This is a genomic window from Streptomyces sp. D2-8 (assembly GCF_023184515.1).
In the GTDB taxonomy this organism is placed as follows: domain Bacteria; phylum Actinomycetota; class Actinomycetes; order Streptomycetales; family Streptomycetaceae; genus Streptomyces.
On the sequence record NZ_JAAHBP010000003.1, the window covers coordinates 72,302 to 97,929 of the forward strand.

The 25,628-nt window shown below is 72.2% G+C and carries 26 protein-coding genes and 1 pseudogene; 17 read left to right on the forward strand and 10 right to left on the reverse strand.

Translation table 11 applies throughout. From position 1 onward, the window contains the following. Positions 1 to 77 precede the first annotated feature (77 nt). Positions 78 to 992 carry a YceI family protein gene (locus G3I77_RS06675; RefSeq protein WP_248501663.1) on the forward strand — a complete coding sequence of 305 codons (915 nt, stop codon included), beginning with the start codon at positions 78 to 80 and terminating at the stop codon, positions 990 to 992. A 50-nt stretch (positions 993 to 1,042) separates the two neighbouring features. On the opposite strand, the gene G3I77_RS06680 is transcribed toward G3I77_RS06675, so the two are convergent. Further along, complete coding sequence (locus G3I77_RS06680; RefSeq protein WP_282572646.1) at positions 1,043 to 1,426, reverse strand: DUF6083 domain-containing protein; 384 nt, start codon at positions 1,424 to 1,426, stop codon at positions 1,043 to 1,045. A 506-nt stretch (positions 1,427 to 1,932) separates the two neighbouring features. Here G3I77_RS06680 and fusA point away from each other — a divergent pair. Further along, entirely contained in the window at positions 1,933 to 3,975 is a 2,043-nt protein-coding gene (gene fusA, locus G3I77_RS06685) for an elongation factor G (protein WP_248501665.1), read from the forward strand. 55 nt (positions 3,976 to 4,030) lie between these two features. Here the strand turns inward: fusA and G3I77_RS06690 are convergent, their stop codons facing one another. After that, on the reverse strand, positions 4,031 to 4,195 hold the full coding sequence (locus tag G3I77_RS06690) for a hypothetical protein (RefSeq protein ID WP_248502666.1): 165 nt from the start codon (positions 4,193 to 4,195) through the stop codon (positions 4,031 to 4,033). Between the two features lie 155 nt (positions 4,196 to 4,350). Here G3I77_RS06690 and G3I77_RS06695 point away from each other — a divergent pair, with 155 nt between their 5' ends. Next, a complete protein-coding gene (locus tag G3I77_RS06695; RefSeq protein ID WP_248501666.1) occupies positions 4,351 to 4,791 on the forward strand; it encodes a hypothetical protein in 441 nt (146 codons plus the stop codon). Here the strand turns inward: G3I77_RS06695 and G3I77_RS06700 are convergent. After that, entirely contained in the window at positions 4,782 to 5,405 is a 624-nt protein-coding gene (locus G3I77_RS06700) for an HD domain-containing protein (RefSeq protein ID WP_248501667.1), read from the reverse strand. The genes G3I77_RS06695 and G3I77_RS06700 overlap by 10 nt on opposite strands. 171 nt (positions 5,406 to 5,576) lie before the next feature. Here G3I77_RS06700 and G3I77_RS06705 point away from each other — a divergent pair, with 171 nt between their 5' ends. Both G3I77_RS06705 and G3I77_RS06710 read left to right on the forward strand, forming a co-directional pair. After that, complete coding sequence (locus tag G3I77_RS06705) at positions 5,577 to 6,119, forward strand: hypothetical protein (RefSeq protein WP_248501668.1); 543 nt, start codon at positions 5,577 to 5,579, stop codon at positions 6,117 to 6,119. 81 nt (positions 6,120 to 6,200) lie between these two features. Next, positions 6,201 to 7,067 carry an alpha/beta fold hydrolase gene (locus G3I77_RS06710; RefSeq protein ID WP_248501669.1) on the forward strand — a complete coding sequence of 289 codons (867 nt, stop codon included), beginning with the start codon at positions 6,201 to 6,203 and terminating at the stop codon, positions 7,065 to 7,067. On the opposite strand, the gene G3I77_RS06715 is transcribed toward G3I77_RS06710, so the two are convergent. Further along, positions 7,037 to 7,996, reverse strand: coding sequence for an ATP-binding protein (locus tag G3I77_RS06715; RefSeq protein ID WP_248501670.1), 960 nt, complete (start codon positions 7,994 to 7,996; stop codon positions 7,037 to 7,039). The genes G3I77_RS06710 and G3I77_RS06715 overlap by 31 nt on opposite strands. A gap of 212 nt (positions 7,997 to 8,208) precedes the next feature. Here G3I77_RS06715 and G3I77_RS06720 point away from each other — a divergent pair, with 212 nt between their 5' ends. Continuing rightward, positions 8,209 to 9,669, forward strand: a complete 1,461-nt coding sequence (locus G3I77_RS06720) for an ABC transporter substrate-binding protein (RefSeq protein ID WP_248501671.1) — start codon at positions 8,209 to 8,211, stop codon at positions 9,667 to 9,669. An 8-nt stretch (positions 9,670 to 9,677) separates the two neighbouring features. On the opposite strand, the gene G3I77_RS06725 is transcribed toward G3I77_RS06720, so the two are convergent. Beyond that, on the reverse strand, positions 9,678 to 10,079 hold the full coding sequence (locus G3I77_RS06725; RefSeq protein WP_248501672.1) for a RidA family protein: 402 nt from the start codon (positions 10,077 to 10,079) through the stop codon (positions 9,678 to 9,680). A 113-nt stretch (positions 10,080 to 10,192) separates the two neighbouring features. Here G3I77_RS06725 and G3I77_RS06730 point away from each other — a divergent pair, with 113 nt between their 5' ends. Next, the gene (locus G3I77_RS06730; RefSeq protein WP_248501673.1) at positions 10,193 to 10,573 is read left to right on the forward strand and encodes a helix-turn-helix domain-containing protein; all 381 of its coding nucleotides are present in this window, start codon (positions 10,193 to 10,195) and stop codon (positions 10,571 to 10,573) included. 20 nt (positions 10,574 to 10,593) lie between these two features. Here the strand turns inward: G3I77_RS06730 and G3I77_RS06735 are convergent, their stop codons facing one another. Beyond that, positions 10,594 to 11,352 (reverse strand): CDP-alcohol phosphatidyltransferase family protein, encoded by a 759-nt coding sequence (locus tag G3I77_RS06735; protein WP_248501674.1) that lies wholly within the window; start codon positions 11,350 to 11,352, stop codon positions 10,594 to 10,596. Positions 11,353 to 11,460: 108 nt separating this feature from the next. Here G3I77_RS06735 and G3I77_RS06740 point away from each other — a divergent pair, with 108 nt between their 5' ends. The 5 genes and pseudogenes from G3I77_RS06740 to G3I77_RS06760 form a co-directional block, all read left to right on the forward strand. Then, positions 11,461 to 12,441, forward strand: a complete 981-nt coding sequence (locus G3I77_RS06740; protein ID WP_248501675.1) for a zinc-binding alcohol dehydrogenase — start codon at positions 11,461 to 11,463, stop codon at positions 12,439 to 12,441. A gap of 170 nt (positions 12,442 to 12,611) precedes the next feature. Next, positions 12,612 to 13,010, forward strand: coding sequence for a 6-carboxytetrahydropterin synthase (locus G3I77_RS06745; protein ID WP_030843501.1), 399 nt, complete (start codon positions 12,612 to 12,614; stop codon positions 13,008 to 13,010). After that, positions 13,007 to 14,212, forward strand: coding sequence for a glycosyltransferase family 4 protein (locus tag G3I77_RS06750; protein WP_374385354.1), 1,206 nt, complete (start codon positions 13,007 to 13,009; stop codon positions 14,210 to 14,212). The genes G3I77_RS06745 and G3I77_RS06750 overlap by 4 nt, the downstream gene beginning before the upstream one ends. Beyond that, positions 14,209 to 15,360, forward strand: a complete 1,152-nt coding sequence (locus G3I77_RS06755; RefSeq protein ID WP_248501676.1) for a class I SAM-dependent methyltransferase — start codon at positions 14,209 to 14,211, stop codon at positions 15,358 to 15,360. Before G3I77_RS06750 ends, G3I77_RS06755 begins: the two co-directional genes overlap by 4 nt. Then, positions 15,357 to 16,514 (forward strand): annotated as a pseudogene (locus G3I77_RS06760) (lysylphosphatidylglycerol synthase transmembrane domain-containing protein); the annotation flags it as partial. The gene G3I77_RS06755 and the pseudogene G3I77_RS06760, both read left to right, overlap by 4 nt. 155 nt (positions 16,515 to 16,669) lie before the next feature. Here G3I77_RS06760 and G3I77_RS06765 read toward each other — a convergent pair. Beyond that, the gene (locus G3I77_RS06765) at positions 16,670 to 17,398 is read right to left on the reverse strand and encodes a creatininase family protein (protein WP_308311361.1); all 729 of its coding nucleotides are present in this window, start codon (positions 17,396 to 17,398) and stop codon (positions 16,670 to 16,672) included. 41 nt (positions 17,399 to 17,439) lie between these two features. Between G3I77_RS06765 and ribA the strand changes: the two genes are divergently transcribed. From ribA to G3I77_RS06780, 3 genes are all read left to right on the forward strand, one after another. Next, positions 17,440 to 18,099 carry a GTP cyclohydrolase II gene (gene ribA / locus G3I77_RS06770; RefSeq protein WP_248501678.1) on the forward strand — a complete coding sequence of 220 codons (660 nt, stop codon included), beginning with the start codon at positions 17,440 to 17,442 and terminating at the stop codon, positions 18,097 to 18,099. 143 nt (positions 18,100 to 18,242) lie between these two features. After that, a complete protein-coding gene (locus tag G3I77_RS06775) occupies positions 18,243 to 19,304 on the forward strand; it encodes a saccharopine dehydrogenase (RefSeq protein ID WP_248501679.1) in 1,062 nt (353 codons plus the stop codon). Next, positions 19,294 to 20,451, forward strand: coding sequence for a saccharopine dehydrogenase family protein (locus tag G3I77_RS06780; RefSeq protein ID WP_248501680.1), 1,158 nt, complete (start codon positions 19,294 to 19,296; stop codon positions 20,449 to 20,451). Before G3I77_RS06775 ends, G3I77_RS06780 begins: the two co-directional genes overlap by 11 nt. Positions 20,452 to 20,457: 6 nt before the next feature. Here G3I77_RS06780 and G3I77_RS06785 read toward each other — a convergent pair whose 3' ends face one another. Next, entirely contained in the window at positions 20,458 to 21,687 is a 1,230-nt protein-coding gene (locus tag G3I77_RS06785; protein ID WP_248501681.1) for a serine hydrolase, read from the reverse strand. Between the two features lie 268 nt (positions 21,688 to 21,955). On the opposite strand from G3I77_RS06785, the gene G3I77_RS06790 reads away from it, so the two are divergent. Beyond that, a complete protein-coding gene (locus tag G3I77_RS06790; protein WP_248501682.1) occupies positions 21,956 to 22,366 on the forward strand; it encodes a VOC family protein in 411 nt (136 codons plus the stop codon). A gap of 50 nt (positions 22,367 to 22,416) precedes the next feature. Here G3I77_RS06790 and G3I77_RS06795 read toward each other — a convergent pair whose 3' ends face one another. Both G3I77_RS06795 and G3I77_RS06800 read right to left on the reverse strand, forming a co-directional pair. Next, positions 22,417 to 23,775 (reverse strand): MFS transporter, encoded by a 1,359-nt coding sequence (locus G3I77_RS06795; protein WP_248501683.1) that lies wholly within the window; start codon positions 23,773 to 23,775, stop codon positions 22,417 to 22,419. A 162-nt stretch (positions 23,776 to 23,937) separates the two neighbouring features. After that, positions 23,938 to 24,603 carry a TetR/AcrR family transcriptional regulator gene (locus G3I77_RS06800; RefSeq protein ID WP_248501684.1) on the reverse strand — a complete coding sequence of 222 codons (666 nt, stop codon included), beginning with the start codon at positions 24,601 to 24,603 and terminating at the stop codon, positions 23,938 to 23,940. Positions 24,604 to 24,747: 144 nt separating this feature from the next. Between G3I77_RS06800 and G3I77_RS06805 the strand changes: the two genes are divergently transcribed. Beyond that, positions 24,748 to 25,623, forward strand: a complete 876-nt coding sequence (locus G3I77_RS06805) for a shikimate dehydrogenase (protein ID WP_248501685.1) — start codon at positions 24,748 to 24,750, stop codon at positions 25,621 to 25,623. The last annotated feature ends 5 nt before the right edge of the window (positions 25,624 to 25,628 follow it).

Sequence of the window (25,628 nt, forward strand, 5' to 3'; positions counted from 1 at the left end):
ACCGCAGCAAGGTGCGGCCGTCGGCGTGCGCTGAATCGCTGCGCGTACGGCCGCACACCCGAAGAAAGGTGACCACCATGGCCCTCGCACTGCTCCGGCGCCGGTGGCTCAAGAGCTCCTCCGCCGCAGCGGCGGGCCTCGCCCTCCCCCTTCCCACCGGCGCGGGCGCCGTCGCCCGCGAGGTCGTCGACCCGATGGGCTCGCCCCTGGCGGCCGCGGACGTCACCGTCACCGCCCTGGACACCCACCGCGTCGCCGTGCGCGGCACGACCGACCCGTACGGCTACTTCCTCGCGGCGCTGCCGCCCGGCCGGTACAGCCTGCTCATCTCGGCGGAGGGCCTGCGGCCGCACCGTGAGACGATCGAGACGGGCCCGGGCGCCCCGACGGCCACGGAGCGCGTCTGGCTGCAGCCCGCCGAGGCGCTCCAGCTGCCGACGCCCGGAACCTGGCTCTTCGACCCGCCGCACACGGCGATCCGGTTCATCGCCAAGCACGTCGGCATGGCCCATGTCCACGGCCGTTTCGAACGCTTCGAGGGCGGCATCCGGATAGCCCCGGAGATGACCGACTCCCGCGTGCACGTCCGGATCGACGCCTCCAGCATCACCACCGGCAACACCACCCGCGACAACCACCTGCGGTCCGCCGACTTCCTCGATGTCGAGCGCTTCCCGTACATCGACTTCACGAGCGCGCGTTTCGCCTACCGGGGCGGCAGCAAGTGGACGCTGCAGGGCTCCCTCACGATGCACGGCGTCAGCCGCTCGGTCTCCCTGGACACGACGTACCTCGGCACCGTCAACGGCGGCTACGGGCAGGAGCTGCGCTGCGCGGCCCTGGCGACGGCGGAACTGCACCGCGAGGACTACACCCTCAACTGGCGTTCCATGCTGGCCCGGGGCATCGCCGTGGTCGGTCCGACCGTCCAACTGGAGCTGGACGTCCAGGCGATGTACCGCACCCACGACACGCCGACTCCGCCGGAATAGTGGTCCGGCCGGGGCCTTCCGAGAGGGCCGGTCGGACGGAGGAGCTGCGCCTACCCGGCGTCCGGCCACACCTCCGGCGGCCGGGGCGGTTCCGGGTCGGTCCGCCGTTCCGCCGCCCTGGCGTTCTCCTCCCGCAGGGCCGTCAGCCACGGCCACAGGTCGGGCAACGGCTGCTGCGCGCACGTCAGTCGGTGCTCGATCCGGCAGGGCTGCGATCCGTCCGGCGGGCACACGCCGTACATCGCGACCCGGCCGTCCGACAGAGTGATCCACCGGTGCCCCGCGGGCACGAGATGCGCGGGCACCTCCACCCCCGGTTCCAGCAGAACCCAGTCGTGCTCCAGCGTCGCCACGCGATCCTGCGGCAACCGACAGCGCGGACACGCGTACCGGCCGCCCCGCAATCGGCGCAGCCCGTCATCAACAGCCCCCATACGGCCAGAGTCCGCAGTCACCGGCACGCCGAGAGAGGGCGAACCGGACGGGGCACCTGAGTTGCTCCGACACCAGAGGGGCGAAGCGCGGCTCGGCAGGTTCAACCAGCAACCACCGCCGGATCCCGGCGGCCGATACGCGACGGGACCCCGGCCGTCCCGCACCCGCGGGACTCCGCAATAATCCCTGGCCCCCGTCCCGCTGCCCTCCCTACACTCACCCACATACCCGCGCCGCCCACGACCCGCGCGGTGCACCGATGTGACGGACGAAGGGAGACGGCCATGCGTGACCACACCGCTGTCGCCGTCTCCCTGCCGCGCTACGAGGTGATCCTCGTGTCTTCGTCGTCCCGGTGCCCGCTGCGCGGCGGCATCGGCTGACCGGACGAAGAACGCCGGACGCAGGAGCACTCTGACGTGACGTCAGGGCTGTGTGCCGCCCTGCCCTTCCCGCCCGGAAATCGCGCTGCCCCCTTCCCGATCGCATCGAAAGGCCCTGGGCCGTGCGCACCCACCTCAACCCGCTCGCCGTCGTCCGCAACCTCGGCATCCTCGCCCACGTCGACGCCGGCAAGACCACCGTCACCGAACGGATCCTGTTCGCCACCGGCACCACGCACAAACGCGGCGAGGTCCACGACGGCACCACCGTCACCGACTTCGACCCGCAGGAGCGCGACCGGGGCATCACCATCTTCGCCGCTGCGGTCAGCTGCGCCTGGGACGGGCACCGGATCAACCTCATCGACACACCCGGGCATGTCGACTTCGCCGACGAGGTGGAGCGTGCGCTGCGGGTGCTCGACGGTGCGGTGGCCGTGTTCGACGCGGTGGCCGGGGTGGAGCCGCAGAGCGAGTCGGTGTGGCGGCAGGCGGACCGGCACGGCGTGCCGAGGATCGCGTTCGTCAACAAGATGGACCGCGCCGGGGCCGACCTCGACGCGGCCGTGGCGTCGATCCGGGAGCGTCTGCACCCGGCGCCGCTGGTCGTCCAGCTGCCCATCGGCGCGGAGGACACCTTCACCGGCGTCGTCGACCTGGTGCGCATGCGCGCGCTGCTGTGGACCGATGACGGTGCCGTCGAGGACGTGCCGGTGGCCGACGAACTGCGCGGCGAAGCACATGAGCGCCGCCGGTCACTGGAGGAGGCAGTGGCGGAACTGCACCCGGGAGCGCTGGAGGAGTTCTGCGACACGGGCACGCTCTGCGAGGAGACCCTCTCCTCGGCGCTGCGCGAGGTGACCCGGGACGGCGACGGCGTGGTCGTGCTGTGCGGCTCCGCGTACCGCAACCGGGGTGTCGAGCCGCTGCTCGACGCGGCCGTGACCTATCTGCCGTCGCCACTGGACGTGCCGCCGGTCCGCGGCACGCACGAGGGTGAGGAGCAGGCGCGGCCCGCCGACCCCGCTGCGCCGGCGGCCGCCCTCGCCTTCAAGGTGCACGCCACCTCGACGGGACGGCTGACCTATCTGCGGATCTACTCGGGCACGATCGAGAAGGGAGACACCCTGTGGGACGCGAGCGCGCGGCGCACCGAGCGGATCGGGCGGATCCTGCGCGTCCGGGCCGACCGGCACGCCCCGCTGGACCGGGCCGTCGCCGGGGACATCGTGGCCGTGGTCGGGCTGAAGAACGCCCGCGCCGGCTCGACTCTGTGCGCACCGGACGCGCCGCTCGTCCTGGAACCGCCCGGTGTGCCCGAGCCGGTGGTGTCGGTCGCGGTCGAGTCCCGCCGGGCCGGTGACACCGACCGCATGGCGTCCGGGCTGGCGCGGCTGACCGAGGAGGATCCCTCGCTGGTCGCGCGAACCGACCCGGAGACCGGGCAGACGGTGCTGTCGGGCATGGGGGAACTGCATCTGGAGGTGGCGGTGGAGAAGCTCCGGCGCGAGCTGGGGCTGGAGGTCAACGTCGGCCGCCCCCGGGTCAGTTACCGCGAGACTGTGGGTCGGGGTGTGTCCGGCCTGGTGTTCCGGCACGTCAAACAGGACGGCGGGGCAGGGCAGTTCGCCCATGTCGTCCTCGACGTGGAGCCGTACGAGGAGGGAGGGTTCGACTTCCGCTCGGCCGTCGTCGGCGGGCGGGTGCCGCAGGAGTACATCCGGGCGGTCGAGGCGGGCTGCCGTGACGCCCTCGCCGAGGGGCCGCTCGGCGGTCATCCGGTGACCGGGCTGCGGGTCACCCTGACCGACGGGGCGACCCATGTGAAGGACTCCTCGGACACGGCGTTCCGCACGGCCGGCCGGCTCGGTCTCCGCGCTGCCCTGCGCGCCTGCGCGATGGTCCTGCTGGAGCCGGTCGTCGAGGTCACGGTCACCGTGCCCGAGGACGCGGTCGGCGGTGTGCTCGGCGATCTCGCCGCCCGGCGCGGACGGGTGACCGGCTCGGTCACCCGCGCGGGCGCGGCGGTCGTCACCGCCACCGTGCCGCTGGCCGAACTGTTCGGCTACGCGACCCGGTTGCGCAGCCGTACCCAGGGCCGCGGCACCTTCACGGCCCGGCCCACCGGCTACGCGCCGGCGCCGGTCGCGACGCCGATGCGGTAGGCCGAGGCACGGCCCCTCCCTTCTCAACCGGAAGGGAGGGGCCGGTGCCGGTCGTTCACGGGTACGACACCACCGTCGACGGCACCGTGGACGTCCCCGACGTCGGCGACCCCGTGTCGTTGATGACGCGCTCGTACTGCCCGTTGCCGCCGAGCCAGACCACGAGCAGGTCGTGGAAGCGCACCCCGGGTCGGTTCGGCGCCGCCTGGTAGATGTGCACCGAAATGAGCAGGGCTGCGTGGGATGCCGCCGGGCCCAGCCACCCCTCTCGATGAGACAGCAAGACCAAGCGACAAGATCAGCCGAGCAGGGGGCTCGGCGCTCTCACCGAGCCGCCGTGAAGGACCCGGCGCGGGGGCTCGTAGCCTTCTGGCCATGGCCGACATCTACGAACTCCAACTCGCGCTCAACCTTCCGGGCGCCGTCCCGCCCGATGACCTCGCCCTGCTCCGCTGGCACTTGGCGCTGGAAGGTGGCCGGCAGGGCGACGGTTACGAGTACCCGCTGTGGCAGACCCGAGGGGCGGCGTCGCGGATCGGGGGCGCACTGGTCGGGGAGTTGCACCTCCATGGTGCGGAATGGGCGCTGACCGTGCGGCAGGAGGCTCATCCCGACGAGTTCGACGATCTGCGCAGGATCGTAGTGTGGCTCGGCGCTCGTACGACGACCGTGGGCACGGTGGGGTACTTCCGCTTCTACGAAGCGCATCTCCCCGACGTGCTGATCGCGGAGGCCGGAACGGTACGCAGAGAGATCCTGCGTGGCGAGGAGGTCGTCGAGGCGGCGGACCAGGTGATTCCGGACTTCTACGCCTGAACGGCGGCCGTCGTGGCGCCTCCCCCCGCCTCGCGGACCGGCCCGGGCCCGGTGAGGTCCGGGTCGCCGAACTCCGCGCGCAGGCTCTGGAAAGCGGTCACCTTGTCCTCGCCGAAGCGGCGTACGTGGGTGGCGTACTCGTCGGGGGAGAGGAACGCCGACGGCCTGGACTTGGTGTGGAACTTGTCCGCGTACATCACCAGCCTCTCCTCCTCCGTCACCGCCACGTAGTCGGCGGGAGGGAGGGGCAGACCTTGGCTCACGATGTCGTGCCGCGTGAGTCCCACTCCGGTGTGGTGGGAGCAGAAGCGGCGGAGGGTGTCGGGGAAGCCCTCCGCTTCGAGGATCTCGTGGCCGAGCAGTCCGTGCCGGATGTAGTTCTCGTGGTCCAGCCGTCCGTTGTCCCCGTAGAGGCGGTAGACGCCGATGTCGTGTAGGAGGCAGCCGGCGCGGACCAGTTCGGCATCGAGGTGAGCCAAGTGGGGCGCGGAGAGGAGTTGCTCGGCGATGCCCCAGACGATCTCGCAGTGCGTGTGGACGAGCGTGAACGCCTCGGCGGTGGGCGCGTACTTCTCGTGCAGCGCCTGGATCTCTGCGGGGTCCGGAATCCTCACCGCAGGAGCGTAACAACGCCCGATCCCGCTGAAGTCGGCCAGTTCCCACGCCGTCTGTTTTCACGCGATCGGGTGGGGCTTCGGAGAATGGGCACGGGTCGGCTTCGCGGGCCGTTCGAGCTGGTGACGGGGGCTTCTCGTCCATCGACATCACGGCAGCGGGAGCACACCATGGGCCTGCACTTCCACCGCAATCCCGACGGCACGACGACCGGGCGCAACGAGGCCAACGGCTTCACCGTGACGCATGCCGAAGCAGAAGAGGTGAAGCGGCAGTTGTACGAGGACGCCGGGTGGGAGTACACGCCTCCACCGCCTCCGGTCCCGCCCGGGTTCCATCGGTTCTCCCTGGTGCACGACGAGTTCCGGGCCTCCGGGTTCGGGGACGAGAGGTATGCGGGGCTGCGGGCGCGTCCGCCGGAGGGGTGTGTGCCGGTCGACCGGGGTGACTTCGCCCTGGATTGCGAGCGGCCGGGGAAGACGCTCATGGACGCGGTCGCCGGTACCGTCGCGGAGGTCCGTCGAGAGCACGGGCTGGTGATGAACAGCCTGGGTGTCGAGAAGCCCCAGGAGTGGTTCGACGCGGACAACAAGGACGGATACGCGGCGAAGACCGTCGCGCACCTGGTGCTGATGGCCGCTGATCGCGCCCGACTGCTCGGGTACGGGCGCAAGGACGTGGTCCGCCTTCTCGACGCCACGGGCATCGAGTAGTGGAACGCCCTGGTGGGCGGGGACTGACCTCCGGCGGAAATCCCGTTGTCCAGGACGCCGCCTCCTGACAAGGTCGCGCCCATGCCCACCTTCTCCGCTCCCGACGGCACGGTCCTCGCCTACCACGTGACCGGAGAAGGCCCGCCCTTGCTCTGTCTCCCGGGCGGCCCCATGCAGGACTCCGTCTACCTGGGGGACCTGGGCGGTCTCACGGCCCACCGCACCCTGATCCGGCTGGACCTCCGGGGCACGGGCCACTCCACGGTGCCGCGGGACCCGGCGTCGTACCGCTGTGACCGGCAGGTCGGCGATGTCGAGGCGCTGCGTGCGGAGTTGGGCCTGAAGCGGGTCGATCTGCTCGGGCACTCCGCCGGGGCGAACCTGGCCGTGCTGTACGCGGCCCGGCATCCGCAGCGGGTAGGGCAGCTCGTGCTCGTCACGCCCAGCGTCTTCGCCGTCGGCCTCGCCATCACCGGCGAGGACCGGCTGGAGACGGCCCGTCTGCGCCGGGGCGAACCGTGGTTCGCCCCGGCGTACGCGTCCTTGGAGGCCGTCACCTCCGGCCGCGCGGCGCCCGCCGACTGGGACGCCGTCGCCCCGTTCTGGTTCGGCCGGTGGGACGACGAGGCGCGGGAGTTCCGTGTGGCGGAGCAGCGGCAGCGCAACGACGAGGCCGCGGCCCTGTATGCCTCGGAGGGCGCCTTCGAGCCCGAGGGCACGCGTGCCGCCCTCGCCGCGTTCACTGCGCCGGTCCTCGTTCTCGCCGGGGAGTACGACGTGGCCGCGCCGGTGCGCGTGATGAAGGAGTACGCCGGCCTGTTTCCGCACGCCGAACTCGTCGTGCAGAGCGAAGCGGGGCACTTCCCGTGGCGGGACGGGCCGGAGGCGTTCGTGACGGCGCCGGCGGCCTTCCGGGATCAGGCGTTGGCCGGCCCGCCCGGCACATAGGCCGGGTCCACCTGCCCCGCCAGATCCTCCCCCGTGCGGGCATCCGCCCAGGCCCGGACGTTGCGCAGGTGGAATTCGACCGCGTGGCGGTGGAGGCGGTCCCAGTCGCGGACCTGGGAGTCGACCGACTCGCGCAGGACCGTCAGGGCATGGCGGTTGTGCGGCTCCAACGACGCCAGTGCACCCAGTCCGGCCTCCGTGCGGCCCTGCTCGGCCGCGCGGATCCAGGGGGAGTGGACCAGGTGGGTCAGGAGGTCGTCGCCCACCTGTTCCTTGAGGAAGAGCAGGTCGTCCTCGCAGGTCACCTTGTTGCCGACGACCGCGATGCGGATGCCGAACTGTTCCGCGTGGTCGCGGTACTGGCGGTAGACCGAGACGCCCTTGCGGGTGGGTTCCGCCACCAGGAACGTGATGTCGAAGCGTGTGAACAGGCCGGAGGCGAAGGCGTCCGCGCCCGCCGTCATGTCGACCACGACGTACTCACCGGGACCGTCCACCAGATGTCCGAGGTACAGCTCGACCGCGCTGAGCTTGGAGTGGTAGCAGGCCACGCCCAGGTCGGACTCGTCGAACTCGCCCGTCACCATGAGGGGGACGCCGCCCGCCCGGCCGACGTGCCGTGCGTGGAGTTCGTCCTCTCCGAGCGGGCGGACGAGGCGGGAGCCGCGGCCCGGTGGGGTCGTCTTGATCATCGCCTCGGGGGAGGGGATGCGCGGGTTGTCGCCCCGGAGGAAGTTCTTGATCTCCGGCACGTGTGTGCCCAGGGGAGGGGCGGATTCCTCCTGGCCGCCGAGCGCCTCGGCCAAGTGCTGGTTGATGTCGCCGTCGATGGCGAGGACCGGGGCGCCGGAGCGCGCCAGGTGGCGGGAGAAGAGCGCGGACAGCGTGGTCTTGCCGCTGCCGCCCTTACCGACGAACGCGACCCTCACGACCGCCCCACCGTTTTGAAAATGGATGTCATGTGGTCAGGTTTAGGGAGTGATCCTCGTCGGTGTCAAATCGCCTACTCCGTATGGGATTTGAAAGCGCCGTCGGCCCGTGTCACCCGGTTGAACGGCGTGTTCCGTTTGATGCCTATGCTGTGCAAGTGCGTCAGTAGAGCATCAAGAGCCGCCTCCGGTTCCTCACCGCCCTTGCCCTCGTGCCGTGTCTGGCCGGCTGCTTCGTCTCCCCCGGCGGGGAGTCGTCGTCGGAGGGCGGGCCGTCGGGGGCGCGGCTGCACGTCGCCCTCGCCTTTCCGCCCGCCGAGAACTTCTCGCCGTACGGAGCCGACGCCACGCTGCTCAGCCGGCTCGGCGTCACCGAAGGGCTGACCGCTCTGGACGACAACGGGGCCGCAGTCCCCGCGCTCGCCCGGTCCTGGCGCCGGGAGAGCGGCCGCACCTGGCGGTTCACCCTGCGCGAAGCCGCCTTCCAGGACGGCACGGACGTCACCCCCGCCGCCGTGGCCACCGCGCTCACCCATGCCGCGAAGGCCGAGCCCGCACCCGCCGCCCTCGCAGGCGTCACCCTCAGCGCGAAGACCGACGGCGACAGCGGCATCCGCATCACCACCGCCGCGCCCGACCCCGTCCTGCCCGTGCGGCTGGCCGGTCCGAGCATGGCGATCCTCTCCCCGAAGGCGTACGCGAAGAAGGGCGACCCCACCCCCGTCGGCACGGCCACCGGGCCCTTCGAGATCACCGAGGTCAACAGCGGCGGCTCCGCCACCCTCGACCGCTTCGGCGACTACTGGGGCGGCCTCGCCCACGCCTCCGGCATCGACGCGCGCTTCGTCAAGGACGGCACCGCACGCGCCAACGCCGTCCGCACCGGCGACGTCGACATCGCCGAGGCGATCCCCGTAGCCCAGGCCGCCACGCTCGACAAGGCCACCCTGGAGGAAGCCGGCACCACCCGGACCACCAGCCTGCAGCTCAACACGCAGACCGGGCCCTTCAAGGACCCGGAGCTGCGCGCCGCCGCCCGCTCGGCGATCGACTCCTCCGCCCTCGTCAAAGGCGTCTTCGAGGGGTACGCCGACCCGGGCGCCGGCATCTTCGGACCCGCCGTCACCTGGGCCGGGAGCAAGCGTGTGAAGCCGGCCGGGCGCGCGAAGGCCGCCCGGCCCGACGGTGCGTCGATCACCCTCGCCACCTACGACAACCGGCCGGAGCTCCCCGAGGTCGCCCAGGTCGTGCAACAGCAGCTCCGGAAGGCCGGCTTCACGGTGAAGCTGGAGGTGCGCGAGTACTCGCGGCTGGAGAGTGACGCGCTCGCCGGGAAGTTCGACGCGTTCATCGGCGCCCGCAACAGCCTCCTGGACACCGGCGATCCGGTCGGCGTCCTCGGCAGTGACTACACCTGCGACGGCGCCTACAACCTGGCCCGGTTGTGCGACAAGATAGCCGACCGGGCCGTCGCCGAGGCCGTCAGGACCGACGGCACCGGTGAGCGCCAGGACGCCGCCATGGCCGCCGAGGCCGCGATCCTCGGCACGGACGCGGTCGTGCCGCTGGCCCACCAGCGGATCATCGCCGGTGTCTCCACCGAGGTCCGGGGCGTGCTGCTCGACCCGTACGAGCGGACCCTGGTGGGCACAGGGACGCGAACGCGACACTGACCGGAGTCTCAGGCGGGCAGCCTCATGTCGATCACGCAGCCGATCTCGACGAGCTGCCCGGGAAAGGTCAGTTCGGTGACGCCCAGGGCCGTGCTGACCGGGCGATGGGCGCCGAAGTAGGCCCGGTTGCCCTTCGCCACCGCCTCGGCGTTGTGTACCAGGTCCACCAGGTACAGCGTCTGGGAGACGATCTGGTTGCGGGTGGCGCCGTAGTGGGCCAGGACCTTGTCGAGGTTGACGTAGGTCTGCTCGAGCTGGGCGGCGACGTCGTCCTCCGGGTGGAAGACGCCCGCCTCGTCGAACGAGAGCTGCCCGGAGACGTGGATCAGGTCGCCGGACCTGATCGCCTGCGTGTAGCCGAAGTGGCTCTCGGCCGGTATGCCGTGGTCGTAGACGTCGAGCGTGGTCATGATGCGGTTCCTTCCGTCGAGCACGGACTCGTACTCTCTTGCGGTTACTCGGAAACCGTAGGAGAGTGACCGCCTACCTGGAAGAACGCACTTTTCAGTGACTGGGGAACCAGATGGTGACCAAGCAGTTGAGGGACCTGCCCGGGAACGCGGACCTGCGGAGGGCGGACTCCCTGGCGCGGGAGATCTTCTCCGACGTGGCCAACAAGTGGGCGCTTCTGATCATCGAGGCGCTCGGGGAACGCACTCTGCGCTTCAGCGAGTTGCGCGACGAGGTCGAGGGCGTCAGCCACAAGATGCTCACCCAGAACCTGCGGATGCTGGAGCGCAACGGCCTGGTCGACCGGAAGGTGCACCCCACCGTGCCGCCCAAGGTCGAGTACACGCTCACCGAGCCGGGCCGGGCGCTGCGCGCCACGGTCGACGCGATCTGCGGCTGGACCCACCAGTACCTCGGGCACATCGAGACGGCGCGGGGGCGCTTCGGCACCTGACCGGCACCGGCGGCCGGGCGTCAGCTCGCGACCAGTTCCCGCACCTGACGGGGGGCCGCCGGCTCCTCGACGCGGGAGGTCCGGTACAGCCACAGCACGTCACGCCCGAACGACCAGACCAGCAGGCCCAGGGCCAGGGCCGCGACGCCGAAGTTGGCCGCGTAGGGCAGCAGATCGGCGCCCGCCAGCAGCAGGAGCACACCCTGGAGCGCGGCGACGGTCTTGCGGGCGGTGCTCGGCGGGAGCGCGGCGTTCAGCCAGGGCCACACCTTGGCCGCGGCGACGAAGACGTAGCGCATGCCGCCGATCAGCAGCACCCACGGGCCCAGTTGCATCGACACGTACACGCTCAGCACCAGGATCAGGAACGCGTCGACCTCCATGTCGAAACGCGCGCCCAGCGGGGTCGAGGTACCGGTGCGGCGGGCGACCTTGCCGTCCACGCCGTCGAGGATCAGCGCCACCGCCGTCAGGCCGACGAACAGCGACACGGGCGGTGAGCTCTGGAAGGAGTCGGCGACCAGGGCGGTGACCCCGCCGACGAGGGTCGCCCGGCCGAGAGTGACCCGGTTGGCCGCGCCGAACGAGCGCAACCGGGAGCGGTGCAGGGCCCGGGAGAGCACCGCCCAGGTGGCGATCGCGAACGCGAGGCCCGTCAGCCAGCCCGCCGGCCCCATCCCGATCGCCGTGCCGATCAGGGCCAGCAGCAGGACCTGCACGCCCGCCCCCAGGGCGGTCTCCTGCTGGAGCCTCGCGTCGTAAGTGTTGTTCAGGGCCACCGAACACCCTCCGGCCGTGTGACAGAGTCGATCAACGCCGCTACGTTGTGCGCGGCCTGTGCACCCCTCGGTACGCAAGCAGCTTCCCGATCGTTCAGGAGGACTTCGATGAAGCACACCGGACGGGCGTTCTGGATCGACTCGCCTGGGCGAGGCGAAATCCGGGACGTCACCCTGCCGGCGCCCCGCGAGGGCGAGGTGCTGGTCCGCACGCTGTTCTCCGGCGTGAGCCGCGGCACCGAGACGCTCGTCTTCCGCGGCGGCGTGCCCGTCAGCCAGCACACGGCCATGCGCGCGCCGTTCCAGGAGGGCGACTTCCCGGGCCCGGTGAAGTACGGCTACCTCAACGTCGGCGTGGTGGAGGAGGGGCCCGGGGAGCTCACCGGCCGCACGGTCTTCTGCCTCTACCCGCACCAGACGCGCTACGTCGTCCCGGCCACCGCGGTCACCCCCGTCCCGGACACCGTGCCCGCCGAACGGGCCGTGCTCGCCGGGACCGTGGAGACCGCCGTCAACGCCCTGTGGGACGCCGCGCCCCTGGTCGGCGACCGGATCGCCGTGGTCGGCGGCGGCATGGTCGGCTGCTCGGTGGCCGCCCTCCTCGCCCGGTTCCCCGGGGTCCGCGTCCAACTGGTCGACGCCGACCCGTCCCGGGCGAAGATCGCAGAGGCGCTCGGCGTCGGCTTCGCCACCCCGCAGGACGCCGAAGGGGACCGCGACCTGGTCGTGCACGCCAGCGCCACGGAACAGGGCCTCGCCAGGTCCCTGGAACTCCTCACCGCCGAGGGCACCGTCCTCGAACTCAGCTGGTACGGCGACCGGCAGGTCAGCCTCCCTCTCGGCGAGGCCTTCCACTCCCGGCGGCTCGTGATCCGCAGCAGCCAGGTCGGCACCGTCTCCCCGGCCCGCCCGAACCGCACCTTCGCCGACCGGCTCGCCGTCGCCCTGGACCTGCTCGCCGACCCCGCGCTCGACGCCCTCATCACCGGCGAATCCCGCTTCGAGGACCTGCCGGACGTGCTGCCCGGGCTCGTCTCCGGCGAGGTCCCCGCGCTGTGCCACCGCGTCCGTTACGACGAGAGTGATTGACGCATCGACCGACGATTCGTTCCATCCGGTACGACTTCGCCACGACAAGAGCGCCTGACCTGAGAAAAGACGTACGGACGGCTGAACAGGGGAAGGCAACGAGCCGTACTACTCGGCATCCCCGGCACCGAGAGCGGGGAACAGACGCGCCGCACCTGGAGGGTCGTCCGTTGTTCAGCATCACCGTCCGCGATCACATCATGATCGCCCACAGCTTCCGTGGCGACGTCTTCGGACCGGCGCAGCGCCTGCACGGGGCCACGTTCCTCGTGGACGCCACGTTCCGGCGCGAGCAGCTGGACGAGGACAACATCGTCGTCGACATCGGGCTGGCCACCCAGGAACTCGGGGCGGTCGTCAGCGAACTGAACTATCGCAATCTCGACAACGAGCCCGACTTCGCCGGAGTCAACACCTCCACGGAGTTCCTCGCCAAGGTCATCGCCGACCGGCTCGCCGAGCGCATCCACAAGGGGGCGCTGGGCGAGGGCGCCAAGGGCATCGCCGGCCTCACCGTCACGCTGCACGAGTCGCACATCGCCTGGGCGAGTTACGAGCGTGCGCTGTGACCGACACGACCATCGAGCGGCCCGAGCACATGGGTCCGGCGCCGGCGCGGCTGAATTATGTTCCCGTGCAGCACGCTTCCCTGAAGAACGCCGAGATCATTCCCATGTCCCTGCGCACCGTGCACTTCGTGCTGCCGGGCGGCGTCGACGACCCGACGGCGCCGAGCGGCGGCAACGCCTACGACCGGCGCGTGTGCCTGGACCTGCCCGGCTTCGGCTGGCAGGTGACCAAGCACGTCGTGGCCGGTGACTGGCCCCGGCCGGGAGCCGACGCCCGTACCGAACTGGCACGGTCCCTGGCCGCGTTGCCCGACGGGGCCGTCGTGCTCCTCGACGGGCTGGTGGCCTGCGGCGTACCGGAGATCGTGGTGCCCGAGGCGGAACGGCTGAGCATGGCTGTCCTCGTCCACCTCCCGCTCGGCGACGAGACCGGGCTGGACGCGACGGTCGCCGCCGAACTGGACGCCAAGGAGCGGACGGTGCTGCGGGCGGTGCCGGCGGTGATCGGCACCAGCGACTGGGCGGTCCGCCGCCTGGTCTCCCACCACGGCCTTCCCCCCGAGCGGGTCCACGTCGCGGCCCCCGGCGCCGACATCGCGCCGCTCGCGCCCGGTACCGACGGTGTGTCGCGCCTGCTGTGCGTGGCCGCCGTGACCCCGCGCAAGGGCCAGCACCGGCTGGTGGAGGCGCTGGCCGCGGTGCGCGAGCTGCCGTGGAGCTGCGTGTGCGTCGGCTCTCTGACCCAGGACCCGGAGTACGTCACCCATCTGCGGTCCCTCATCAGGAAGCACGGCCTGGAGGACCGGCTGGAGCTGGCCGGGCCGAAGTCCGGCCCCGCGCTCGACGCCGGCTACGCCACCGCCGACCTGATGGTCCTCACCTCCTACGCCGAGACGTACGGCATGGCGGTGACCGAGGCACTGGCCCGGGGCATCCCGGTGCTGGCCACGGACGTCGGCGGGCTGCCCGAGGCGGTCGGCCGCGCGCCCGACGGAGGGGTGCCCGGCATCCTCGTCCCGCCGGAGAACTCCGCCGCCATCGCCGCCGAACTGCGCGGCTGGTTCGGCGAGGCGGACGTACGACGCCGCCTGAAGGCCGCCGCCCGCAGCCGCCGCGCCGCCCTCGGCGGCTGGGCGACGACCGCACAGAGCCTGGCGGCGGTACTGCGCCGGCTCCCGACCGAACCCCGGAGTGCCGCATGACGAACCCGGCGACGACGACCCAGCAGAGCGGGGCGATCCCGGTACAGCCCGGGCCGAGGGAGGTCACGGGTGTGACGGACAGCGCGATGCCGGGCGGGAAGCCCGGTCCGGGGCAGGCCGCCGAGGCCCTGCTCCCGGGCGTGGGCCCCGACGGCGAGTCCGCGGCGAGGCAGGCCCGGAACGCCGTGATCCCGGGGCTGGGCTCCAGCGTGGAGTTCGCTCCGGGCCAGGTCCCCGGGGCCGTCATCCCCGGCGCGGGCCCCAGCGGCAAGCCCGGCTCGCGGCCGACCGTCAAACTGCGTGAGGCCAACCCGGAGGATCCGCCCCGGTACGCGCCCGAGTGGCTGGAGTTGCGGGAGCCGGCCGATGCCGCCGCGCGGGCGCACGACCTGCTCGACCCGCTGCGGATCCGGCTCGCCAACCTGCCCGGCAAGTCGGGCGTCGTCATCCACGACCTGGGCTGCGGCACCGGCTCCATGGGCCGCTGGCTCGCGCCCCGCCTGGACGGCACCCAGCACTGGATCCTGCACGACCGCGACCCCTACCTGCTGCACTTCGCCGCCGTCTCCTCCCCGCGCTCGGCCGCCGACGGCAGCCGGGTCTCCGTGGAGACGCGGCGCGGTGACGTCGCCCGCCTCACCCCGGACGCCCTGCAGGGCGCGTCCCTGGTGACGGCGTCGGCCCTGCTGGACGTCCTCACCCGCGAGGAGGTCGACACCCTCGCCGCCGCGTGCGCCGGAGCCGGCTGCCCCGCCCTGCTGACCCTGTCCGTCGCCGGGCGGGTGGAACTGACCCCGTCCCACCCGCTGGACGCGGAGCTCGCCCAGGCGTTCAACGACCACCAGCGCCGCGACGGCCTGCTCGGCCCCGACGCGGTCACGGCGGCGGCCGAGGCGTTCTCCGAGCACGGCGCGACCGTACGGCTGCACCCGAGTGCCTGGCGGCTCGGCCCCGAGCAGGCGGCGCTCACCGAGCAGTGGCTGCGCGGCTGGGTCGGCGCCGCCGTCGAGGAGCGCCCCGAGCTGCGGGCCGAAGCCGACGTCTACCTGACCAACCGGCTGGCGGCCTGCGCGGCGGGCGAGTTGCACGTCACCGTCCACCACGTCGACCTCCTGGCCCTGTCCCGCCCGGCGGGCGGAGCGTCATGAGCCCCCAGGCGACGGGAACGCGCCCGCGCACCACGCTCTCCGGGACCCCCCGGTCGCGCGCGACCGGCAGCGGCACCCGGGCGCCCGCGGTATCCCGTGCGGCGGGTACGGCCCGGGCCAAGGCGGCCGTGCCGCGCCCGGCCGTGGGTGACAGGAGTGAGCCCGTCGCCTCGGACCCGGCCGGTCCAGGCCGGACGGGCGAAGCCCCGTCGCCGGGCGCAGGGTCGGGCCGGACGGCCGAAGACCCGTCGCCAGGCGCCGGTTCGGACGGCACCGGCCCGGACGGCGACGGCGCCTCGTCGCCCGGCCCGATCCGCACGGCCCTGGCCCGGCTTGGCTCCCCCAGGGTCCGTACGCACCTCGGCACCGTCGCCGGAATCGCCATCCTGGGCGTGCTGTTCTGGCGGCTCGGTACCGGCGTCTTCCTGGACGGGCTGCGGCGGATCGACGCGGTGTCGCTGCTGCTCGCGCTCGGCATCGGGCTGGTCACCACGGTGTTCAGCGCGTGGCGGTGGGCGATCGTGGCCCGGGGGCTCCGGATCCGGCTGCCGTTCGGGCCGGCCGTCGCCGACTACTACCGCGCGCTGTTCCTGAACGCGGCCCTGCCCGGCGGCGTCCTCGGCGATGTGCACCGGGCCGTGCGGCACGGGCAGAGCGAGGGGGATCTGCGGCGGGGCGTGAAGGCCGTCGTCCTCGAACGGGCCGCCGGGCAGATCGCGTTGTTCGCCGTCGGGGCCGTCGTCCTGCTGACCATGCCGTCCCCGGTGCTGGCCGAGACCCGGCACATCGCCCCGCTCGCGGCCCTGACCGCGCTGGGCGCACTCGCCGTCGTCCTCGCCCTGCGCATGAACCGCGCGGCACCCTCGCAGCGCGGCCGCAGGCTGCGCGCGGTCCTCGCCGAGGCCCGCGAAGGTCTGCTGTCGCGACAGAACGGGCCCGGAGTGGTTGTCTCCTCCGTGGTGGTGCTGGCAGGTTACGTCGCGATGTTCGTACTCGCCGCCCGCGTCGCCGGGACCGCCGCACCCGTGGCCGTCCTGCTGCCCCTCGCGGTTCTCGCCCTGCTGGCGATGGGCCTGCCGCTGAACGTCGGCGGCTGGGGGCCCAGGGAAGGCGTCACCGCCTGGGCGTTCGGCGCCGCGGGCCTCGGCGCCGGCCGGGGACTCGCCGTCGCGGTCGTCTACGGGGTGCTCAGCCTCGTGGCCAGCCTGCCCGGCCTGATCGTGCTCGTCGCCCGCTGGTACGCGGGCCTGCGGGCCGGGCCCCGGTCCGTCGTACCGGACCCGCAGCCCGTCCCCGCGACCGCGGCTGACTACGCGTCGGAGGCCAGCATCGAGAAATACGCCCCGAAGGAATCCGCGAGGCTCGCCAGGAGTTCCTTCCCCTTTTCCGCCGAACCCAGCGAAGGACGGCCGATGACACCGGAATCGGTATAGCCGGACATGCCGAGGGTGAGCAGATGACGCCGGTCGTCAGCGACGAAATCGGAAGTCTCGTAACCGGGTCGGAGCATTTCGGGATGAGCGTGCAGAAGGATGGAGGTCTCTATTTCCCCCGCATGCATGTCGGTGAGCAGCGAGGTGACCACACCCGCCCGCTCGCGCGCCGCCTCCCAGTCCTCCGCGGCCGGGAAGAGCGCCATCCGCTCGCCGCGGGCGGAGGATTCCTGAACCACGTTGCCCAGCACGTAGTTGCCGCCGTGCCCGTTGACCACCACCAGGGCGTCGACCCCGGACCGGCGCAGCGAAGCCGCAATGTCCCGTACCACCGCATGAAGGGTCACCGAGGAGATGCTGACGGTCCCCGGCCAGGCCGCGTGCTCGTGCGAGCACGAGATCGTCACCGGAGGAAGGAGGTGCACCGGGTACGCGCCGGCTATCTCCCGCGCGACGGCACAGGCGACGAGCGTGTCGGTCGCCAGCGGGAGGTACGGACCGTGCTGCTCGAAGCTCCCCACGGGAAGCACCGCGACCTGCCGTGAGACACCGGAGCCCCGCGTCCGTACGTCTTCCGTGGTGTCCGCCGGCACCAGATCACTCATAACGTCACGGCCTTTCGTCTCTGCTTAGGAACTCGAGAATCATGACAGAAAAAATTGGCGTACTCGGCAAGAAGTCGACGCAGCGGACCGGCGTGGAACGCGTCGTGAATGCGCCCTTGCCCACCGTGTACGGGAAATTCCAGGCGGTCGGCTACCTGGACCATGACCGCGGTGACGAACAGGTGGCGCTGGTCTACGGAGAGATCGGCACGGACGACGTCCTCATCCGGCTGCACTCGGAGTGCCTGACCGGCGACGCCTTCGGCTCCCAGCACTGCGAGTGCGGCGACCAGCTCGACGCCGCCCTGCGCGCGGTCGTCGCCGAGGGCGCCGGCATCGTGGTCTACCTCAGAGGGCATGAAGGCCGCGGCATCGGCCTGCTCGCCAAGCTGCGCGCGATGGCCCTGCAGGCGGAGGGCCTGGACACCGTCGAGGCCAACCTCGCCCTCGGCCTGCCGGTCGACGCCCGGGACTACGGTGTCGCCGCGCGGATCCTGGACGACCTGGGCGTCCGGTCCGTGCGGCTGATGTCCAACAACCCGCGCAAGCGCGAGGCACTGGTGGACCACGGCATCACGGTCGCCGAGCAGGTGCCGCTGCTGATCCCGCCGTGCGAGAACAACATCACGTACCTGCGCACCAAGCGGGAGCGCCTCGACCACCATCTGCCCCACCTGGACGCGGTGGTCAGCTCCTCCTGACCACCTCGGCCGGTTCCGGCTCCCCGACGTGACCTGGGCGAATCCGTGCGCGACCCGCAGGCGGGCCGCGTACGCTTCGTGGACGTCCGCCCCAGAAGCGTCGGCCCTCAGCGGCCGACGCCTCACGCCGGAGGCCCACTGGTATGACCGAGCTCCATCTGTGGCTGCGCCACGAGGCCCGAACGACCGAGCGACGCACTCCGATCGTGCCCGACGATGCCCGGCGGCTCGTCGGGCACGGAGTGGAACTGACCGTGGAGGAGTCCCCGCAGCGGGTCTTCCCGATCGAGGAGTACGAGGCGGCCGGCTGCCGCGTCGCCCCCGCGGGCTCGTGGGTGACGGCGCCGCGGGACGCCGTCGTGCTCGGCCTGAAGGAACTGCCCGAGGACCCGGCCGAACTGACGCACCGGCACATCTTCTTCGGCCACGCCTACAAGAACCAGCCAGGAGCGGCGGAGCTGCTGGGCCGGTTCGCGGCCGGAGGCGGGGCGCTGCTCGACCTGGAGTACCTGGTGGACGACACCGGGCGGCGCCTCGCCGCCTTCGGTTTCTGGGCCGGCTACCTGGGCGCCGCCCTGGCCGTGCTCCGGCACCGGGGCCGGCTGCGGGCACCGCTGGCGCCGACCACCAAGGAAGACCTGGACGAGACGCTCAAGCCCGCCGCCGACGACGCCGAGTTCACCGGCCTCGTCATCGGCGCCCTGGGCCGCAGCGGCCGCGGCGCCCGCACGGCCTTCGCCACCGCCGGGGTCGACCCGACCTGCTGGGACCTCGCCGAGACCCGGGACCTGGACCGCCCCGCCCTGCTGCGGCACGACGTGATGGTGAACGCGGTGCTCGCCACCACCCCCGTCCCGCCCTTCCTCCGCGAGCAGGACCTCGACACCCCCGACCGCCGCCTGCGCACCCTGTGCGACGTGACCTGCGACGTCGGTTCGCCGCTCAACGTCCTTCCGGTGTACGACGACACCACCTCCTGGGACGAGCCCGTCCGGCGCCTGCGCGACGAACCCCCGCTCGACCTGATCGCGATCGACAACCTGCCCTCCCTGCTGCCGCTGGAATCCAGCGCAGACTTCTCGGCCGCCCTGCTGCCCCACCTGCTCGACTTCGGCGTCTTTGGGCCCTGGGGACGCTGTCTGGACCGCTTCCGTGACGCCTCCCGCGCCCACGGCCTCGACAAGGGGGAGTCCCTTGGCCACTGAACCGGCGGCGGCGAGCGGCACCGTCCACTGGATCGGCGCCGGCCTGTCCACGGGCAGCGGCCTGGCCACGCTGTGCGACACCGCCGAGCGCGTACGGCTCTGGCACCGCACCGAGGCCCGCGCCGCCGACGCCCTCGGCCGACTGGGCCTCACCGGCCGGGCCGAGCCCCGTGCCTACACGCTGTCCGCGCTCGCCGCCGAACTCGCCCCGGGCGATGTCGTCGTGTCGATGCTGCCCGCGCCGGAGCACGCGCCGCTCCTCGCGCAGTGCGTACGGCAGGGGGCGCACTTCGCGTGCTCCAGCTATGTGTCGGACGCGGTGCTGGAGCAGGTGCCCGCCGCCGGGAAGGCCGGGCTCGTCGTCCTCACCGAGGCCGGGCTCGACCCGGGCATCGACCACCTCTTCGCCCACGCCCTGGTCGCCCGGGCCCGGGAGGCGATCGGCGACGAGACGCCCGCCTCGTACGCCCTCACGTCGTACTGCGGCGGTGTCCCCGCCGTCCCGAACGACTTCACGTACCGCTTCAGCTGGGCACCCGCGGGTGTCCTGGGCGCCCTGCGCTCCCCGGCCCGTTACATCGAGGGCGGTGCGCAGACGGTCGCCGAGCGGCCCTGGGAGGCGACCCGGCGGCATGTCGTCGACGGGGAGACGTTCGAGGTCTACCCCAACCGCGACAGCGTCCCCTTCGTCGCGCAGTACGGGCTGCCGGAGGCCTGGACACCGCGCACGTTCGTCCGCGGCACCCTGCGTCTGGAGGGCTGGCTGCGCGCCTGGGACGGCGTCTTCGAGGAGCTGAGGACCGGCGACGACGATCGCATCGCCGCCCTGGCGCGGGAACTGGCCGCCGCCCACCCCACCACCGACGACGACCACGACCGGGTCGTCCTCGCCGTGTCGCTGGACGTGCGGGCCGGGTCCGGGCGGACCTGGGCGGGCGGCTACCTGCTGGACCTGGTGGGCGATGCCGAGGAGAGCGCCATGGCCCGCTGCGTCTCCCGGACCCTCGCCCTCGGCGTCCGCCACGTCCTGGACGGCTCCCTGCCGCCGGGCCTGAACCGCGCCGCCGGGACGGCCGACCGGTCCGAGCAGTGGCTGCGTGAACTCGCCCGGGACGGAGTCGGGTTCACGCTCCGCGTCGACCAGTAGCGGGCATCAGCCCGAGAGGGCCTCGTGGATCAGCCGCTTGAGGTCCTTGAAGACCGTGTGGGTGGTCCTGGGCCGCATCTGCGTCATGAACTGCACCGTCAGGTCGCGGCCCGGATCGACCCAGAACGTCGTCGTGGCCACCCCGCTCCAGCCGAAGGCGCCGAGCCCGGACGGCACCAGAGTGCGGGACGGATCGATCACCACGGAGCAGTTGAGGCCGAAGCCGAGCCCTTCGTTGCCGGGTTCGTCGTGGGCGGGGCGGCTGCCGAAGGCCCGCAGGTCAACGCCGCCGGGCAGGTGGTTGCGGGTCATCAGGTCCACCGTCCGCGGGGCGAGCAGCCGCATGCCGTCGAGCTCGCCCCGGCGGCGCAGCAGCTCCATGAAGCGGTGGTAGTCGCGGGCCGAGCACACCATGCCGCCGCTGCCCGACAGGAACCGCGGCCGACCGCGCAGCGGGAGCCCCGGGATCGGCTCGATGCCGCCGCCCTCCTTCTCCCCGTACATCTCGGAGAGCCGGGGCGCCTGCGCGTCCGTGACGTGGAAGCCCGCGTCCGTCATGCCGAGCGGCCCGAAGATCCGCTCGGCGCAGAACACGTCGAGCGGCTGTCCGGACACGACCTCGATGATCCGGCCGAGGACGTTGCTGGCCACCGAGTAGTTCCACTCGGTGCCCGGCTCGAACTGCAGCGGCAGGCTCGCGTACACCTCGATGGTCTCGGCCAGGTTCGCACCCGGCGGCACCGACGACTCCAGGTTGGCCTCGCGGTACAGGGCGTCGACGGGGTGGGTGTGGTAGAAGCCGAAAGTCAGACCCGAGGTGTGGGTCATCAGATGCCGGACGAGTATCTGGCCGTCGGCGGGGCGGGTCTCGACGTCCGCCCCGGAGCCGCCGACGTAGACCCGCGGGTCGGCGAAGGCGGGCAGGTGGTCGGCGACCGGGTCGTCCAGCGACAGCCGGCCCTCCTCCACCAGCAGCAGTGCGGCGACCGCGGTGACCGGCTTCGTCATGGAGTACACCCGCCACAGCGTGTCGGGCTCGACCGGGAGCCCGGCCGCGATGTCGCGCAGACCGTGCGTCGCGAGGTGCGCGACGCGCCCGGCCCGGGCGACGGACACCAGGAAGCCCGGCAGACGCCCGTCGTCGACCAGATGGGCGAAGGTCCGGTCCAGGCGGCCCAGCACCTGCGGATCCAGCCCGGCCTCACCCGGATCGACCTCTTGTCGCAGCTGTGCCATGGCTCTTCTCCCGTCGCGCTAGTCGAGGTGAGATCCGGCCTACCCCGCCCGGACCGCCTCAGACCCCATCGTGGTGCAGGAACGGTTCATGATCGCGCGGGAACGCATGAGCGAGGGGGCTGGGTGTGTCGACCCGTGTGAACAACCCGGGGGGGCGGTATGCCTGGGGCCCGGGGTGCAGGACCGATGGCCGATGGTCCGGTGGCGGACGGTTTCCTAGGCTCGGGGCGTCGCGCCCAGGCCGGGACGCCGAAGAGAAGAGGTCACGATGCCCGTGAACGGTCGCAGCCACATTCGTATCGCCCGTCCCTCCAGGGACCTCGCCGCGGCCGAGCGGTTCTGGGGCGGAGGGCTCGGGCTCGGCGTGGTGTGGCGGGCCGAGGGCGGGGACGAACCCGGGGAGCACGACCTGCTGATGCTCGGCTGGCCCGACGCCGACTGGCACCTGGAGCTCGTGCACGAGCCCGCCCGGCCGGTCGAGCCCCGCCCCACGGAGGAGGATCTGCTCGTCGTCTACGTGGACGGTCCCGTCCCGGACGACCTGGTCGCCCGGCTGGAGGAGCACGGCGGCACGAGGGTGGAGTCCCCCAACCCCTACTGGAACGAGTGGGGAGTCACCGTCGAGGACCCGGACGGCTACCGCCTGGTCCTGTGTCGGCGAGGCTGGTCCAACAGCTGAAGCACGAGCTGCCGGGCCCGCAAAGGGCCCGGCAGCAGCACCTGATGGCCTCAGGCCGTCACTTTCTCCGGCTGAACGGCTTCCCGGACCGCACGTTCACCCAGCGCCTCGGTCGGGACCCGGTGCGTCTCCCGCGCCGACAGCGCCGCGATCACGGGCGGCACGCACAGCGCCGCCGTGAACAGCGCCACCGCCGACCAGTCGTCGCCCCCCGGCCCCGCGATCCGCGCCGCGAACGTCACCGCGAACCCGGCCGCCGCGAAACCGATCTGCGTGCCGATGGCCACCCCGGACAGCCGGACCCGGGTCGCGAACATCTCGCCGTAGAAGGCGGGCCACACGCCGTTCGCGGCGCTGTAGACCACGCCGAAGCAGACGATGCCCGTCAGGAACGTCAGCGGGTAGGAGCCCGTGGAGACCGCCCACAGGTACAGGAACATCGTCACCGCGCTGCCCACCGCGCCGATCAGGAACACCGGGCGGCGCCCGATCCGGTCGGACAGCGTCGCCCACAGCGGGATCGCGGCGAGCGCGACGACATTGGCCAGGGCGCCCACCCACAGCATGGCCGTACGCGACATGCCGACCGCGTCGCTCGTGGCGTACGCCAGCGCCCACACCGTGAAGATCGTGCTGACCGAGGCGATCAGCGCACCCCCGACCACCCGCAGCACATCCGCCCAGTGCTCGCGCGCCAGCACCGCGAGGGGCAGCTTCACGACGCCCTCCTGCGCGGCCTGCTGGGCGAAGGCCGGCGTCTCGTCCAGCTTGCGGCGGATGACGAAGCCGACGACGGCGACCGCGACGCTCAGCCAGAACGGCAGCCGCCAGCCCCACGACAGCAACTGCTCCTCGGGCAGCGCGGCCACCGGGATGAACACCAGCGTGGCCAGCAGCTGGCCGCCCTGGGTGCCGCTGAGGGTGAAGCTGGTGAAGAAGCCGCGCCGGTCCGGTGGCGCGTGTTCCAGCGTCATGGAGTTGGCGCTGGCCTGCTCGCCCGCCGCCGAGATGCCCTGCAGCACCCGGCACAGCACCAGCAGGACCGGGGCGAGGTTGCCGACCTGGTCCCGGGTCGGCAGACAGCCGATCAGGAACGTCGACAGGCCCATCAGCATCAGCGTGAAGACCATGATCTTCTTGCGGCCGAGCTTGTCGCCGAAGTGGCCGAGGACCAGCGCGCCGACCGGGCGGGCGGCGTACGCGACGCCGAACGTGGCCAGCGACAGCAGGGTCGCGGTGGCCGGGTCGGACTCGTCGAAGAACACCTCGGGGAAGATCAGCGCGGCGGCGCTGCCGTAGATGAAGAAGTCGTAGTACTCCAGCGCGCTGCCGATCCAGGCGGCGGTCGCGGCTTTCTTCGGCTGACCGGGTGGGGCGGCGGCCCCTCGGGGCGTGGCGGGGACGGACACGGCGGCTCCTTGGCGGGCTCCACCCTAGGCGGAGTGAGAAGAACGGCAAGCAGAGGGGACGGGCCGGATCGCGGCTAATTAACCCACTGGGTAGTTAGTAGGGGATGGCCAGTGATGCTGCGCCCGTGTGCCGCCGGTGTCAAGGGGTCGTGCACGGGGCGTTCAGTGCGCCGCGCGCTCCGCCGTCAGGTACGCGATCACCATGTCGCCCAGCATCGCGCGGTAGTGCGCGCGCTGTGCCCCGTCGAGCAGGTCGCGGCCGAACAGCGCGCCGAAGGTGTGCCGGTTGGAGACCCGGAAGAAGCAGAAGGAGGAGATCATGGCGTGCAGGTCGACGGCGTCGACGTCGGCCGTGAACAGGCCCGACTCCTGGCCCGACGCCAGGATCCGGCGGATCACGTCCAGGGCGGGGGAGCCCATCTTCCCGAGCTTCTCGGAGCCGGCGATGTGCTGCGCCTCGTGGATGTTCTCGATGCTGACCAGGCGGATGAAGTCGGGGTGCTGCTCGTGGTGGTCGAAGGTCAGCTCGGCCAGGCGCCGGATGGCCGCCACCGGGTCCAGATCGTCGACGTCGAGCTGCTGCTCGGCCTCCCGGATCACGCCGTAAGCGCGCTCCAGCACGGCCGTGAACAGCTGCTCCTTGCCGCCGAAGTAGTAGTAGATCATCCGCTTCGTGGTGCGGGTGCGGGCGGCGATCTCGTCCACCCGGGCCCCGTCGTAGCCGGCCCGGGCGAACTCCTGGGTGGCGACGTCGAGGATCTCGGCCCGGGTGCGGGCGGCGTCCCGGATGCGCTCGCCGGATCGTGCCGGTTCTTCGACGCTGGTCATCAGGTTCCTTCGGGGGCAAAGGGTCGGGTGCCGGTGATTCTAGAAGCAGGGGCACGTCCGCCCGCGGGGTCTTCCCGGGTTCGTGCTCGGCTGATATAGCTAACGTACTAGTTCGTACATTAGTGAGCCGCTCGGGAGGCGCGCGTGCCCAAGGAGTCGTATCTCGTCGGACTGATCGGTTCCGGCATCGGCCCGTCACTCAGCCCGGCCCTGCACGAGCGGGAGGCCGACCGGCAGGGCCTGCGCCTGCTGTACCGGCTGATCGACATCGACACCCTCGGGGTACCGCCCGAGGCGGTGGGCGATCTGCTGCGGGCCGCCCGCGACCTGGGCTTCGACGGGCTCAACATCACGCACCCCTGCAAGCAGCTCGTCATCGAGCACCTGGACGCCCTCGCCCCGCAGGCCGAGGCGCTGGGCGCGGTCAACACGGTCGTGTTCGAGGACGGCCGCGCGGTCGGCCACAACACGGACGTCACCGGCTTCGCCGCGTCGTTCGCACGCGGGCTGCCCGACGCGCCGCTGGAGCGGGTCGTGCAGCTGGGCGCCGGCGGTGCGGGCGCGGCCGTCGCCCACGCCACGCTCACCCTCGGCGCCGAGCGGGTCACCCTCGTCGACGCCCTGCCCGAGCGGGCCGCAGCCCTGGCCGGCTCCCTGAACCGGACCTTCGGCGAGGGCCGCGCGGCCGCCGCCCGCCCGGACCGGCAGGCCGAGCTGCTCGCGCACGCCGACGGCATCGTCCACGCCACCCCCACCGGCATGGCCGCCCACCCCGGCCTGCCGCTGCCCGCCGAGCTGCTCCACCCCGGACTGTGGGTGGCCGAGGTGGTCTACCGCCCGCTGGAGACCCGGCTGCTGCGCACCGCCCGCGCCCTGGGTTGCGCCACCCTCGACGGCGGCGGCATGGCCGCCTTCCAGGCCGCCGACGCGTTCCGCCTGTTCACCGGCAGGGAACCCGACGCCGCGCGGATGCTGGCGGACCTGACCGAACTGGCCGGGGCCGTCGGGGCTTCGAACTAGAGAGA

Coding starts and splice junctions, on each gene's coding strand:
- G3I77_RS06675 (WP_248501663.1), top strand. CDS start 78: ATGGCCCTCGCACTGCTCCGGCGCCGGTGGCTCAAGAGCTCCTCCGCC.
- G3I77_RS06680 (WP_282572646.1), bottom strand. CDS start 1,426: ATGGGGGCTGTTGATGACGGGCTGCGCCGATTGCGGGGCGGCCGGTAC.
- G3I77_RS06695 (WP_248501666.1), top strand. CDS start 4,351: ATGGCCGACATCTACGAACTCCAACTCGCGCTCAACCTTCCGGGCGCC.
- G3I77_RS06705 (WP_248501668.1), top strand. CDS start 5,577: ATGGGCCTGCACTTCCACCGCAATCCCGACGGCACGACGACCGGGCGC.
- G3I77_RS06710 (WP_248501669.1), top strand. CDS start 6,201: ATGCCCACCTTCTCCGCTCCCGACGGCACGGTCCTCGCCTACCACGTG.
- G3I77_RS06725 (WP_248501672.1), bottom strand. CDS start 10,079: ATGACCACGCTCGACGTCTACGACCACGGCATACCGGCCGAGAGCCAC.
- G3I77_RS06730 (WP_248501673.1), top strand. CDS start 10,193: ATGGTGACCAAGCAGTTGAGGGACCTGCCCGGGAACGCGGACCTGCGG.
- G3I77_RS06740 (WP_248501675.1), top strand. CDS start 11,461: ATGAAGCACACCGGACGGGCGTTCTGGATCGACTCGCCTGGGCGAGGC.
- G3I77_RS06755 (WP_248501676.1), top strand. CDS start 14,209: ATGACGAACCCGGCGACGACGACCCAGCAGAGCGGGGCGATCCCGGTA.
- G3I77_RS06765 (WP_308311361.1), bottom strand. CDS start 17,398: ATGAGTGATCTGGTGCCGGCGGACACCACGGAAGACGTACGGACGCGG.
- ribA (WP_248501678.1), top strand. CDS start 17,440: ATGACAGAAAAAATTGGCGTACTCGGCAAGAAGTCGACGCAGCGGACC.
- G3I77_RS06775 (WP_248501679.1), top strand. CDS start 18,243: ATGACCGAGCTCCATCTGTGGCTGCGCCACGAGGCCCGAACGACCGAG.
- G3I77_RS06785 (WP_248501681.1), bottom strand. CDS start 21,687: ATGGCACAGCTGCGACAAGAGGTCGATCCGGGTGAGGCCGGGCTGGAT.
- G3I77_RS06790 (WP_248501682.1), top strand. CDS start 21,956: ATGCCCGTGAACGGTCGCAGCCACATTCGTATCGCCCGTCCCTCCAGG.
- G3I77_RS06800 (WP_248501684.1), bottom strand. CDS start 24,603: ATGACCAGCGTCGAAGAACCGGCACGATCCGGCGAGCGCATCCGGGAC.